Genomic DNA, 13,407 nt, shown 5'->3' with positions numbered 1-13,407 from the left:
TTTGTTTATTTGGGGATAATGGAAGGCAAGCGGGTCCTGTTCGCATTTTTCTTGATGCGTATGGGGCGCCAAACGATCCCAAATAAACGAAAACTAGTTGGAGGTTTTCATAATGGCAAAGCAGACGATCAACGATGCACAACCATGGAGTCAATTTTATGGGCCAAACCTCGGATATGTCATCGAAATGTATGAACAGTATCAAGAGGATCCAGACAGCGTTGATCCCGGGTTGAGGCAATTATTCGAACAGTGGGGGGCACCGACAACGGAAGCAGAACCGTTTGAGCAAAACGAGGAGATCGCCAGAACGCATCAGACGTTCCGCCTTCCGGAAAACCCAACGATATTCAGCAAGCTTGTTGCTGCTGTAAAACTAGCGGACAATATCCGCCATTACGGCCATCTGGCAGCCGATATTAACCCATTACACAAACAAAATAAAGACACGCGCCGCATCGAATTAAGTGAATACGATTTGACGGAAGAAGATTTAAAACAAATTCCTGTCGCGTTTATTTGCCCGCATGCACCGGCGCATGTCAAAAATGGACTGGATGCCATTAATCATTTACGGAAAGTATATACAGATAAAATTGCGTTTGAATTTTCGCAAGTACATAATTTGGAAGAAAAAAACTGGTTGATTCAACAAATTGAATCAGGGGCATATTATCCAAGTTTAACAAATGATGAAAGAGTGGCATTGCTCCGCCGCCTTACGGAAGTGGAAGGATTTGAAAAATTTATTCATCGTACATTTGTCGGACAAAAGCGGTTTTCGATTGAAGGCTTAGATGCCATGGTGCCGCTATTGGACGAACTGGTTCGCCAGTCGATTGAAAAGGAAATCAAAGCAGTAAATATTGGCATGGCGCACCGCGGCCGTTTAAATGTGCTTGCCCACGTCCTTGGCAAGCCGTATGAAATGATTTTTGCCGAATTCCAGCACGCGGAAAGCAAAGATTTTATTCCTTCGGAAGGATCGGTAGCGATCACATACGGCTGGACGGGGGATGTGAAATACCATTTAGGGGCAGCCCGCCGTCTGCGCAATGAAAATGAGCATACAATGAGAATTACGCTGGCAAACAATCCAAGCCATCTGGAAGTCGTGAATCCGGTTGTGTTAGGCTTTACGCGCGCCGCTCAGGAAAATCGCGCAAACGCCGGCATGCCGCTGCAAAATACGGATTCGTCGTTTGCGATTATGATTCACGGAGATGCGGCATTCCCTGGGCAAGGAATTGTGGCCGAAACATTGAATTTGAGCCAATTGCGAGGATATCAGACGGGCGGATCGATTCATATTATTGCCAATAATATGATCGGTTTCACGACAGAAAGCTATGATTCCCGTTCGACAAAATATGCGTCCGATATTGCCAAAGGATTTGAAGTGCCAATTGTGCATGTGAACGCCGATGATCCGGAAGCATGCCTGGCGGCGGCCAACCTTGCTTTTGCCTACCGTCAGCGCTTCAAAAAAGATTTTGTCATCGATTTAATCGGGTATCGCCGTTTTGGCCATAACGAAATGGATGAACCGATGGCGACAAACCCGACGATGTACAGTGTCATTCAGCAACATCCAACCGTTCGCCAGCTTTATGCGCAAAAGCTGATCGAAAAAGGCATTGTTACAAAAGAAGCGGTAGAAGAAATGGAACAAGAAGTAGCGGAAAGACTGAAAATCGCGTATGAGAAAGTTCCAAAAGATGAGTCGAAACTCGATTTTATTATGGATCCGCCGAAAACGGTTGCATGCAAATTGCCGGTTGTCAGAACGTCCGTGGAAAAAGATATATTGCAGCGGTTAAACAAAGAATTGCTGCAGTTTCCTGCTGATTTTCACGTGTTTAATAAGTTAGAGCGCATCTTAAAACGGCGTGAAGGGGTGTTTGATGGCAACGGGAAAGTGGACTGGGCGCACGCGGAAATTCTTGCTTTTGCGACGATTTTACGCGACGGCGTGCCGATCCGTCTCACCGGCCAAGATTCGCAACGCGGTACGTTCGCTCAGCGCCATCTCGTGCTTCATGATATAAAAACGGGCAAGGAGTTTGTTCCACTGCACCACATTAGCGATGCGAAAGCTTCCTTTGTCGTCTACAACAGCCCGTTGACAGAAGCAGCGGTGCTTGGTTACGAATACGGCTATAACGTCTTTGCGCCGGAAACGCTGGTACTGTGGGAAGCGCAATTTGGCGATTTTGCCAACATGGCGCAAGTGATGTTCGACCAGTTTATTTCATCCGGGCGCGCGAAATGGGGGCAAAAATCCGGTCTCGTCATGTTGCTGCCGCACGGCTATGAAGGGCAAGGACCAGAACATTCGAGCGGCCGTTTAGAACGGTTCTTGCAACTCGCGGCGGAAAACAACTGGACGGTAGCAAACTTGTCTACCGCTGCGCAATATTTCCATATTTTGCGCCGGCAAGCGGGCATTTTGCGAAGAGAGGAAGTCCGTCCGTTAGTGCTGATGACGCCAAAAAGCTTGTTGCGTCACCCGTTGGCGGCGTCGGAGGTAGAAGAGTTTACAAACGGTCAGTTCCGTCCAGTCCTTGAACAACCAGGGCTTGGCAAAGACCGTGAAAAAGTCGAAAGAATTATTTTAGGCACTGGAAAACTGATGATTGATTTAGCGGAGCAAATCAATAAAATGGAAGGGCTCGATTGGCTCCATGTCGTACGCGTCGAAGAATTATATCCATTCCCGAAAGAAGAGCTGCAAGCGATTTTCTTGCGTTATCCAAATGTCAAAGAAATCGTCTGGGTGCAAGAAGAACCGAAAAACATGGGAAGCTGGTGTTATATGGAGCCAAGACTGCGGGAAATCGCGCCGGAGGGAGTAGACGTCAGCTACATCGGCCGACGCAGACGGGCAAGCCCGGCAGAAGGCGATCCTGTTGTTCACCGGAAAGAGCAAGAACGCATTATTCACTGTGCATTAACGAAAAAAGAACAATAACGCAAGATTTGAGGAGGGCATCAACGTGGCTGAAGTCAAAGTTCCAGAATTAGCAGAGTCTATCACGGAAGGAACCATTGCGCAATGGTTGAAAAAACCTGGTGACTACGTCGAAAAAGGCGAATCGATTTGTGAGTTGGAAACGGATAAAGTCAACGTCGAAATCATGGCGGAAGAATCCGGAGTATTACAACAAGTTTTAGCAAACGAAGGGGACACGGTCGCCGTCGGGCAAGCGATCGCTGTTATTGGCCAAGGACAGGCTGCGCAAGAACCAGCAATCCAAGCGGCGCCGGAAGCGGTGCAAGAAACAAATGAAACAGCGGTAAAAGTGGAAGAAAAACAAGAACAGCCGGTCATGGCCGGCAATCATTCAGCGCAGCGTCCGATTGCTTCGCCTGCAGCGCGGAAAATCGCACGCGAAAAAGGCATTGATTTAACGCAAGTTCCTACGGTCGATCCGCTAGGACGCGTTCGCAAACAAGATGTCGAATCCTTTGCCCAGCAACAAGTGCAGCCGCAAGTGCAACCGGCCGCAGTTACCCCATCTGTTCAGCAGCCCGCTCCAGCGGTATCCAAACAAGATGACGGCAAACCGGTTGTCCGCGAGAAAATGTCGCGCCGCCGTCAGACGATTGCGAAGCGCCTGCTAGAAGTAACGCAGTCAACGGCGATGTTGACAACGTTCAACGAAATTGATATGTCCGCCGTCATCGAACTGCGCAAACGGAAAAAAGATAAATTTTTCGAAGAACATGACGTCCGTCTCGGATTTATGTCTTTCTTCGTGAAAGCGGCGGTAGCGGCGCTGAAAAAATACCCTTATGTGAATGCGGAAATTCAAGGCGATGAAATTATTTTGAAAAAATACTATGATATCGGTGTCGCCGTTTCTACCGACGAGGGCTTAGTCGTTTCGGTGGTGCGCGATTGCGATCGGAAAAACTTCGCCGAAATCGAACGTGATATCGCCGAGTTGGCAGCGAAAGCGCGCAGCAATAAACTATCGCTAAGCGATTTGCAAGGTGGAACGTTTACGATCACCAACGGAGGAGTGTTCGGTTCGCTCTTCTCTACGCCGCTATTGAATGGTCCGCAAGTCGGGATTTTAGGCATGCATGCGATCAAGCTTCGCCCGGTTGCGATTGACGAAGAACGAATCGAAAACCGTCCGATGATGTATGTCGCATTATCTTATGACCACCGAATTATTGACGGAAAAGAAGCGGTTGGCTTCTTAAAAACAATAAAAGACTTGATCGAAAATCCGGAAGACCTTCTATTAGAAAGCTGATGAAAAAAGAGGCAGACTCCAAAAAATTATTTTTGGGGTCGCCTCTTTTTTCGTTTTATGGAAAACAACGCGCTACCGCAAAAAGGAATGATTTGTTCGATTTGAACGAAAAATAGCAGAAAAGGAGGGGTGACAATGCTAGAGCGCGGAAGAAACGATCATCCTCATGATTTTCATTTCGATGGGGAGCGAGAGGGAATCCTAAATGACGCACTCGCGACAGAAGGGGATACATTAGGAGTTCGGAGCGATATAGACCCGTTGCAGTTGGACAAACAAAAAAATCCATTTCATGTAGCAGAAGTGAATATAGACGAAGAAATGAAACAATTTCGTTCTATAATGGATAGAGAAAAAAGAGGCTGATTCAAAAGCAAGGGTGTCCCAAATGCGATCACTTTTGGGACACCCTCTTTTGACCGAAATCAGGTTATGAAACACCACACTATTTTTTACCAAGTCCGGTACGGAAGTGATCCAGGTGAGTGGTGCATCACGATCTGATAGATCGGAACGGCATACGCTATCACAGAAAGGGCGATGGAGACACCGATCCAGAATGACCATCTTTCCAGAATCCGGGGTGGATGTTCCGCCTGTTCGTTGACAACGCCAATCGGGTATTCGATTGTTTTTTCGGATTTCGGCGCCAAGAACAACAAATTGAACCAGATATACAGTACCAGTAAGATGGCTACAAACAGGATGACGCCTCCTGTAGCGATTACTTGTTCGTAAGAAAGCCATGTAACAGCAAGTTCATGTCCACCGTAAGTGGAGTAACTGGTGCGCCGAGGTGCACCAAGGAGTCCGACAATATGCATAATAACCGCCATCAGGAACATGCCGATGGCCCACAGGACTGCTTGGATGATGGCAAGCCTGTTCAATTGCTTCGTGAAAACTCGTCCGGTCAAGACTGGAATCAGCCAGTAGGAAATAGCAAAGAATGTCAATAATACTGTAGATGCGATTGTCAGATGGAAATGGCCTGTGACAAACCACGTATTATGCACCATCTGGTTCAATTGGTAACTCGCATTAATGATGCCGCCGGCCCCGGCCGGTATGAAGATGATCATGCCCATTACGGCAGTGAAAAAGCGGGCATCCTTCCACGGCAGTTTTTTCACCCATCCGAACAGTCCTTTTCCGCCGCGGGATCTCCCAGCCAGTTCAAATGTGGCTAAAATTGCGAATGCCGTCATCAAAGACGGGATGACAACCATCATCGTCAAAACGACCTGAAGAAATTTCCATAATGATCCAATTCCCGGTTCGTTTAATTGGTGATGGAAGCCGACTGGCACTGAGAATAAAATAAACAGAATAAAGGTCAGCCTTGGAAGCGAGTTGCTGAAAATTTTACCACCTACGACCTGCGGAATGTTGACATACCAATAAATATAAGCAGGCAGTAGCCAAAAGTAAACGAGTGCATGGCCAAAGTACCAGAACAATGTCCGGCTCAAGCTGACATCCACCCGATCAACGATGCCGAATGACCACGGAATAAGCTGGAAGACTACTTCGATGGCGACAAACAAACTGGCGTGAAGCCACATGATCAACGTAGCCACAGCCATATAAGCGAATAACGGAGATGATTGGTTTTTATGATTCTTGCGCCAGCGAATGTATGTTGCAAAGATTCCGAAAGCGCCGAACCAGCTTCCCACGATCAGCAGTGCAGTACCTATGTAAAACCACGGTGAGGCTTTCATTGGTGCGTAAAACGTATACAGCACGGTACTCTGGTTCGTTAAAATAGTAATCGTGGCCATAATGGTTCCGACAGCCATCAAGTAAAATCCGATCCAGCCGAGTATCCTTGCGGCAGGCGTAAGTTTACCGCCAAGTGTGCGCGCAACCCCTGAATATAGATAACCAATAATGAAAAATGTTGTAAAAACTAGTGCAAGCAGCACGCCATGTGCGGTGAGCAATTGATAATAGTTCAGCCAATTCGGTAATTGAATCCAGCCGCTCCGTTGCGCGACCTGCAGCAATCCGGCAATCGCACCAAGAAAAACAGCGAAAAAAGAAAATCCAATATGCGCTAGAATTAGATTAGAATCCTTCTTTTCAAATCGGAAATCGGTAAAAGCGTTGTTATGTCCGCCTGTTTCGGTGGTAGTAACGTTCGTACTCATGCTCCATTCCCCTTTCCTACACCGTATTTTTCACAATGACTCTTCCGTACATCGCCTGATGGCCGATTCCGCAATACTCATGGCACAAAAATAGGAACTCTCCCGGCTCGTTGAATGTCTGTGTATATTCCGCAACATGTCCCGGTATGAGCATCAAGTTGGTGGTTGTGCCTGGTATCATGAAGCCGTGGACAACATCCTTGCTTGTGATCTGAAAATGGACTGTAGCCCCTTTAGGAACAGTAATGGTATTAGGTTTATAGCCGAATGTGTAGGAGATGATCGTCGCCCTGTATTCGTTCGGGCCGATTTTCTTCAGTCCGGGGCTGTTAAATGGAGCAGTCGCTTCCACGTTTTCCGGTTTTATTGCCATGTTCATGCCGTTAGGCGGATTAAGACACATCGAGACGGCCATGATCCCTGTGACAGCGAGAAACACGACCAAGGCTCCTGTTCCGATGGCCAGCCAGATCTTTTCGTATTTAGGCATATTCAGCATACTGTTTCCCCTCGCTTCTAAACTTTAGTGATATAGAGATAAAAAACAATCAGCCATAACAGTAAGATGGAAGCTCCAATAATAGAAACGCCTGCAAACGTCCCTTTTAATCTTTCATCATAAGCGGCTGCTTCCTTATCTTTTGTACGATTATCCATTCAAACCTCTCCTTTTCTGTAGATCAAATAGCAGACTACTCAACAGTATGGACAGGACAGGATTTTTTATGCATCCCAAACGCTGAATTTGGAGCCCTTCCTTCTTTTTTGAAAAAAATGACGCATATCAGCGTTTCAATATCTTAATAGACAAAATATTCTATCCCTACAGGTAGGCAGCGAAAAAAGAGAACATCTGATATGATGTTCTTAGGAGTCTACTTAGGAGGGGATTTTTATGGCGAAGAAAGGACAAACTTTTGCGATACCCTCTTTTCATCTAATAGAAGAAAGAAGGAAAAGCAATAAAATGTAGCGAATAACTTTTAAATAAAAACATTTATAAGGAGGAAAAGTTATGGAGTTGCGCTTGTCAGGGAAAACTGCAATTGTTGTCGCATCCAGTCAAGGTCTTGGTAAAGCAATTGCCCGTCAGCTTGTGCTTGAAGGGGCAAATGTCATGATTACAAGCCGAAATGAGGAGAAACTGCAAGAGGTGGAGAAAGAATTACGTGATTTACATAAAGGAAAAGTGTCACATGTTCAAGCAGATATTACGAAGGTAGAAGATATTCATCGTCTTGTGCAAAAAACGGTAGACACTTATGGAACCATTGATTTATTAGTGAACAACGCTGGAGGACCTCCTGCGGGAACGTTTGAAACGATTAGCGACGAAGATTGGTATCATGCGTTTGAATTGAATTTGCTTAGCTATATCCGCATTATTCGTGAAGCGCTGCCATACTTAAAGGAAAAAGGAGGAAAAATTGTCAACATCGCTTCTTCCTCCATAAAAGAGCCGATTCCGGGGTTGCTTTTATCCAATACATTCCGTCTTGGCATCGTCGGTTTAACCAAAACATTAGCCGCAGAATTTGCGCCGTACAATATTTTAATTAATACGGTAGCGCCAGGACGAATTGCAACAGAGCGGGTCGCATTTTTAGACAAAATCAATGCGGAAAAACTAGGAATTTCGAAAGAGGAAATGGAAGCACGTATGAAAAGCACGATTCCTCTCGGCCGTTACGGTACACCGGAGGAATTTGCCAACGTCGTTACATTCCTTCTTTCAGAGGCAAACACATATATCACAGGTCAGTCTCTCATTGTTGACGGCGGGATGGTAAAAGCGATTTAACATAGTCCGAAAATACAACCGCTTTTGAAAAAAGAAAGATAGCGCCTTGGTTTATTTCCAAGGTACTTTTTTATGTTATGATAAACATGAATAAAATCCATGTAGGGAGGGGAAGAAAACATGAAAACAATCGGCTTTATCGGTCTAGGTGTAATGGGGAAAAGCATGGCGCGCAATTTGCTAAAAGCAGGCTATCCACTGCTTGTTTACACTCGGACAAAAGAGAAAGCGAAGGATCTGATTGAAGAGGGTGCAGTTTGGAAAGAAACAGTTGCTCAACTTGCAAAAGAATCGGATATTGTCATTACAATGGTTGGATATCCAAAAGATGTGGAGGAAGTATATTTTGGAGAAGAAGGCATACTGGCAAACGTGAAAGAAGGTACATATGTGATTGATATGACAACATCGACTCCATCGTTAGCTGAAAAAATTTATCAGGCGGCGAAAGAGCGAAATGTTCATGCGCTTGATGCTCCCGTTTCAGGTGGAGATATTGGTGCAAAAGAAGGAAAATTGACGATTATGGTTGGCGGAGATGAAGAAGTATTTTCTGCGTGCAAGCCGATTTTAGAAAGATTGGGAACGAACATTGTTCATCAAGGGAAAGCAGGAGCCGGTCAGCACACAAAAATGTGCAACCAAATTGCGATCGCATCCAACATGATCGGCGTTTGCGAAGCGCTTGCCTATGCGAAGCGTTCAGGATTGGATCCATTTAAAGTGCTAGAAAGCATCTCCCAGGGAGCGGCGGGAAGCTGGTCGCTGAGCAATTTAGCCCCTCGCATGCTTTCCGGCGATTTCAAGCCGGGCTTTTATGTGAAGCATTTTATTAAGGATATGAAAATTGCGTTAGAAGAAGCGGAAAAAATGAATTTGCAGCTGCCAGGGCTGGCGCTGGCAAAATCAATGTATGAGGAGCTGGCGAATGCCGGGGAAGAAAACAGCGGCACGCAAGCTTTATATAAACGCTACATCCAAGAATAAAGCGGCATCATCTTTGCGATGCCGCTTTATTGTTATTTATCTAAAAATATTGAATATTTATTTAAATGGGAGTATAGTAAAAATAAGGTTACATACTAACCGGTTAGTATAAAAGGGAGGGGGAAACGATGGATTTTTCCTATTCGCCTAAAGTCAAAGAGTTGATCAAAAAATTAAGCGCTTTTATGGAAGACTATATTTATCCAAATGAAAAGGTATATGAGGAGCAGCTAAATGCACAAGAATCCAGATGGTCCGGCGTTCCGCCAATTATGGAGGAATTGAAGGCAAAAGCGAAAAAAGAAGGGCTTTGGAATTTATTTTTGCCGGACAGCGAATACGGGGCAGGGCTGACGAACGTGGAGTACGCGCCGCTTTGCGAGATCATGGGGCGCTCTCTTATTGCACCGGAAGTGTTCAATTGCAGCGCTCCGGATACCGGAAATATGGAAGTGCTCGTCCGCTACGGCACAGAAGAGCAGAAACAAAAATGGCTCATTCCCCTTTTAAATGGGGAAATCCGCTCCTGTTTTTCCATGACGGAACCGGATGTAGCCTCGAGTGATGCGACAAACATCCGTGCGAGCATTGTTCGGGATGGCGACGAATATGTTATTACTGGACGAAAGTGGTGGTCATCAGGCGCTGGCGATCCGCGCTGCAAAATTGCCATTGTCATGGGAAAAACCAACCCGGACGCTCCAAAATATGAGCAACAATCGATGATTCTTGTACCGCTTGATACTCCAGGTGTGAAAATTGAGCGGATGCTTCCGGTATTTGGATATGACCATGCTCCGCACGGCCATGCGGAAATTACGTATGACCATGTCCGCGTTCCGAAAGAAAACATTATTTGGGGAGAAGGAAAAGGTTTTGCCATTGCCCAAGGACGTCTTGGTCCGGGAAGAATTCACCATTGCATGCGGCTGATCGGCGCGGCCGAACGGGCGCTTGAGTTGATGTGCCGGCGCGTGCAAAAGCGGGTTGCGTTTGGGAAACCGCTTGCAGAACACGGGGGCATTCGCGATTGGATTGCCCAGTCGCGTGTAGAAATTGAACAAGCGCGGCTGCTTACATTGAAGGCGGCATACATGATGGATACAGTCGGCAATAAAGCGGCGAAAAAAGAAATTGCCATGATTAAAGTGGTGGCGCCAAACGTTGCGTTAAAAGTGATTGACCGTGCGATTCAGGCATTTGGAGCAGCAGGAATCAGCAATGACTTCCCGCTTGCCGCGCAATGGGCGAATGCGCGCACATTGCGGCTTGCGGATGGGCCGGATGAGGTGCATAAAGAGCAAATCGCCAAATTAGAATTACGACAATATGAATAAAAAGGGAGAGAAGTAGAATGCATGTACTAGATTTGTTTAAAATACCTGGAAAAACGGCGATCGTTACCGGAGGAGGACGCGGATTGGGGGAACAAATTGCCATCGGCTTGGCGGAAGCAGGGGCTAACGTTGTCGTATGTTCCCGGAGAGTGGAAGCGTGCGAACAAGTAAAAGAGAAATTGGAACAGCTCGGCGTAAAATCGCTTGCATTAAAATGTGATGTCACGAATCCGAAAGATGTGAAGCGCGTTGTGCAAGCGACAGTCGATGAGTTTGGACGAATTGATATTTTGGTCAACAACAGCGGTGCGACGTGGGGCGCTCCCGCCGAAGAAATGCCGCTTGAAGCATGGCAGAAAGTCATTAACGTCAATGTGACCGGAACGTTTCTCATGAGCCAAGCGGTAGGCAAAGTGATGATTGAGCAAAAGAGCGGCAAAATTATTAACATTGCATCCGTTGCCGGACTGGGCGGAACAAATCCAGAAATATTAAACACGATCGGCTATAACACAAGCAAAGGGGCCGTTATTACATTTACGAAAGATTTAGCGGTCAAATGGGGGAAATACGGAATTCACGTCAATGCGGTCGCACCAGGTTTTTTCCCGACCAAAATGTCAAAGGCCATCCTCGATCGGGTCGGCGAAAAAATATTAGAAAATACACCGTTAAAACGATTCGGAGGGGAGGATGATTTAAAAGGCGCGGTATTGTTTTTAGCATCTCCTGCCTCTGATTTTGTGACCGGAGCGTTAATTGTTGTCGACGGCGGTAGCCATGCCTCAGGCGCTTAAAAAAGGGGGAAGGGGAAAAATTAAAGCGATTATCGTATTAAAAGACAGCAAGCAGGCGAGCGAAGAGGAGATTATTGCGCATTGCCGCCAAAATTTAGCCGCCTATAAAGTACCTCGCATTGTCGAATTCCGAGCCGAATTGCCAAAAACAAACGTCGGCGAGATTTTGCGCCGCGCTCTCCGCGAAGAGACGCTCCGTTCGAAATAAAAAATGCGCTCTTCCCAAACGGTCAAGCCCCATTGCCTGTTGTCAGACGGGCTTGACCGTTTTATGATAGAATGGCAATAAAACATGATAGAGGGAAAGGTGGAAGAGCGTGAAAGAAAAAATTATGGTGGCAAGCATCGCGCTATTTGAACAAAAAGGGTTTAGCGAAACTTCCATTCAAGATATTGTGGATATGCTTGGCGTGACAAAGGGAACGTTTTACTACTATTTTAAAAGCAAAGAAGAATTATTAATGGATATTCATCTTCGCTATATTGAAGGGCTGCTCGAAAAACAAAAAAACATTATGGATGATTCCACAAAAACGGTTAAAGAAAAAGTGTTTGAAATCGTCTACATGCTCATCCATAGCATCGAGAAACAAGGAAGACAGGCGCGCATTTTTTTCCGGGAAATGAAACATTTAAATGAAGAACATTTAAAGAAAATTGTGGAAAAGCGGGACTTGTTTCGTTACAACCTGCAATCGTTAATAGAAGAAGGAATGAGAAACGGCGAGCTCCGTGACGATTTTCCTCCTTCCATCGCAACGCTGACCGTTTTAGGAGCGGCAAACTGGAGCTACCAATGGTTTCGGCCTGATAGGGAATTGAGCGATTTCGAGGTAGCGAAACAGATGGTTGCGATCTTGCTGGAAGGAATGGCGAAAAAGTGAAAAGTACGGCTGCTTGGTGTTTGCATGCCAAGTAGCTTATTTGGAACATACTAACCAGTCGGTTGAAAAGAGGATAAAGGATGAATATGCCAAACGCTCGTAATGGAAAGGAGAAATTGCCATGACGGCGATCATTCCTGTACGTAAAGGAGAAGAGCTGCCTGTTGAAAAATTGACCGATTTTTTAAGAAAAACACTGCCGGATTTCCCAGAGGGCACGTTGCAAGTCAGACAGTTTTCTGCCGGACGTTCCAATTTAACGTATTTGCTCTCATGCGGAGAGTGGGAAGCCGTTTTGCGGCGGCCGCCGTTTGGCCCCGTTCCGCCGAAAGCGCATGATATGAAGCGGGAAAGCACATGGCTGACGGAAATTCATCCAATTTTTCCGCTGGCGCCGAAACCGTTATTATTTTGCGAGGATGAATCGATTATTGGCAGCCCATTTTTTGTGATGGAGCGGCGCCGTGGCGTCGTGCTAGATACGGAGTTCCCGGCGCACATCGCTCCTACAGAAGAACGATGCCGGAAAATCTCGGAAACGATGGTTGATACGCTTGTACAAGTACATCAGCTTGATTATACAAAAACTCGTCTCATCGAGATGGTGAAGCCAGAAGGATTTATGGAACGGCAAGTACATGGCTGGATTCAGCGCTATGAACGGGCAAAAACGGATGAAATTAAAGAAGTGGAAGCGCTGACGAAATGGCTTGTGAGTCACATTCCGGAAAACAACGAAGCGACGATTATCCACTATGATTATAAATTAAACAACGCGCTGTTTGCCGAAGATGATGTCACGCAAATGGCCGGCTTGTTTGACTGGGAAATGTCCACCGTCGGTGATCCGCTTGCCGATCTGGCTGTGGCGATGAGCTACTGGATGGAAAAGGACGATCCGCCGCAGTTGAAAAACGGATTTGGCAAAGCGCCGGTCACCGTTTATCCCGGCTTTTATACGCGCGAGGAATTTATTCAGGCATACGCAGAAAAAAGCGGACGGGATATTTCGAATATGCACTTTTATTTGACTTTTGCTTATTTTAAACTCGCTGTCATCGCCCAGCAGATTTATTATCGCTACCGCCGCGGGCAGACGAATGATGAACGCTTCCGCGATTTTGGGAAGTTTGTTCAGTCACTCGTCCAACACGCATGGCAGTTAGCAATGCGCTGAGGTGAA

General features: G+C 46.2%; 12 protein-coding genes and 1 pseudogene. 10 read left to right on the top strand and 3 right to left on the bottom strand.

Going from position 1 to position 13,407, the window contains the following annotated elements:
- The first annotated feature begins 112 nt into the window (after positions 1 to 112).
- The 3 genes from BDD39_RS12710 to BDD39_RS12700 all read left to right on the top strand — a co-directional run bounded on the left by BDD39_RS12710 (position 113) and on the right by BDD39_RS12700 (position 4,631).
- Positions 113 to 2,971, top strand: coding sequence for a 2-oxoglutarate dehydrogenase E1 component (locus BDD39_RS12710; RefSeq protein WP_166911167.1), 2,859 nt, complete (start codon positions 113 to 115; stop codon positions 2,969 to 2,971).
- 25 nt (positions 2,972 to 2,996) lie between these two features.
- Positions 2,997 to 4,265 carry a 2-oxoglutarate dehydrogenase complex dihydrolipoyllysine-residue succinyltransferase gene (gene odhB / locus BDD39_RS12705; RefSeq protein WP_166911165.1) on the top strand — a complete coding sequence of 423 codons (1,269 nt, stop codon included), beginning with the start codon at positions 2,997 to 2,999 and terminating at the stop codon, positions 4,263 to 4,265.
- 135 nt (positions 4,266 to 4,400) lie between these two features.
- Positions 4,401 to 4,631 (top strand): hypothetical protein, encoded by a 231-nt coding sequence (locus BDD39_RS12700; RefSeq protein WP_166911163.1) that lies wholly within the window; start codon positions 4,401 to 4,403, stop codon positions 4,629 to 4,631.
- Positions 4,632 to 4,717: 86 nt separating this feature from the next.
- Here BDD39_RS12700 and BDD39_RS12695 read toward each other — a convergent pair whose 3' ends face one another.
- The 3 genes from BDD39_RS12695 to BDD39_RS12685 are packed head-to-tail and all read right to left on the bottom strand — an operon-like array spanning position 4,718 to position 7,075.
- Positions 4,718 to 6,418, bottom strand: a complete 1,701-nt coding sequence (locus BDD39_RS12695; protein ID WP_166911161.1) for a b(o/a)3-type cytochrome-c oxidase subunit 1 — start codon at positions 6,416 to 6,418, stop codon at positions 4,718 to 4,720.
- A 16-nt stretch (positions 6,419 to 6,434) separates the two neighbouring features.
- Positions 6,435 to 6,917, bottom strand: coding sequence for a cytochrome c oxidase subunit II (locus tag BDD39_RS12690; RefSeq protein ID WP_166911159.1), 483 nt, complete (start codon positions 6,915 to 6,917; stop codon positions 6,435 to 6,437).
- A 17-nt stretch (positions 6,918 to 6,934) separates the two neighbouring features.
- Positions 6,935 to 7,075: a cytochrome c oxidase subunit 2A gene (locus BDD39_RS12685; protein WP_166911157.1), complete on the bottom strand. Its 141-nt coding sequence runs from the start codon at positions 7,073 to 7,075 to the stop codon at positions 6,935 to 6,937.
- A gap of 358 nt (positions 7,076 to 7,433) precedes the next feature.
- Between BDD39_RS12685 and BDD39_RS12680 the strand changes: the two genes are divergently transcribed.
- The 7 genes and pseudogenes from BDD39_RS12680 (at position 7,434) to BDD39_RS12650 (ending at position 13,401) form a co-directional block, all read left to right on the top strand.
- Entirely contained in the window at positions 7,434 to 8,219 is a 786-nt protein-coding gene (locus BDD39_RS12680) for an SDR family oxidoreductase (RefSeq protein ID WP_166911155.1), read from the top strand.
- 120 nt (positions 8,220 to 8,339) lie between these two features.
- Positions 8,340 to 9,206, top strand: a complete 867-nt coding sequence (locus BDD39_RS12675; protein WP_166911153.1) for an NAD(P)-dependent oxidoreductase — start codon at positions 8,340 to 8,342, stop codon at positions 9,204 to 9,206.
- A 128-nt stretch (positions 9,207 to 9,334) separates the two neighbouring features.
- The gene (locus BDD39_RS12670; protein ID WP_166911151.1) at positions 9,335 to 10,543 is read left to right on the top strand and encodes an acyl-CoA dehydrogenase; all 1,209 of its coding nucleotides are present in this window, start codon (positions 9,335 to 9,337) and stop codon (positions 10,541 to 10,543) included.
- Positions 10,544 to 10,560: 17 nt separating this feature from the next.
- Positions 10,561 to 11,340, top strand: a complete 780-nt coding sequence (locus BDD39_RS12665) for an SDR family oxidoreductase (protein WP_166911149.1) — start codon at positions 10,561 to 10,563, stop codon at positions 11,338 to 11,340.
- A 19-nt stretch (positions 11,341 to 11,359) separates the two neighbouring features.
- A pseudogene (locus BDD39_RS12660) lies at positions 11,360 to 11,548 on the top strand (AMP-binding enzyme); the annotation flags it as partial.
- A 109-nt stretch (positions 11,549 to 11,657) separates the two neighbouring features.
- On the top strand, positions 11,658 to 12,224 hold the full coding sequence (locus tag BDD39_RS12655) for a TetR/AcrR family transcriptional regulator (RefSeq protein ID WP_481886301.1): 567 nt from the start codon (positions 11,658 to 11,660) through the stop codon (positions 12,222 to 12,224).
- Positions 12,225 to 12,345: 121 nt separating this feature from the next.
- The gene (locus BDD39_RS12650) at positions 12,346 to 13,401 is read left to right on the top strand and encodes a phosphotransferase family protein (protein ID WP_166911146.1); all 1,056 of its coding nucleotides are present in this window, start codon (positions 12,346 to 12,348) and stop codon (positions 13,399 to 13,401) included.
- The last annotated feature ends 6 nt before the right edge of the window (positions 13,402 to 13,407 follow it).

The sequence above is a fragment of the Saccharococcus thermophilus genome (assembly GCF_011761475.1).
GTDB lineage: Bacteria > Bacillota > Bacilli > Bacillales > Anoxybacillaceae > Saccharococcus > Saccharococcus thermophilus.
Note: the sequence above shows the minus strand (reverse complement) of the source record. Positions and strands in the feature narration are given on the sequence as shown.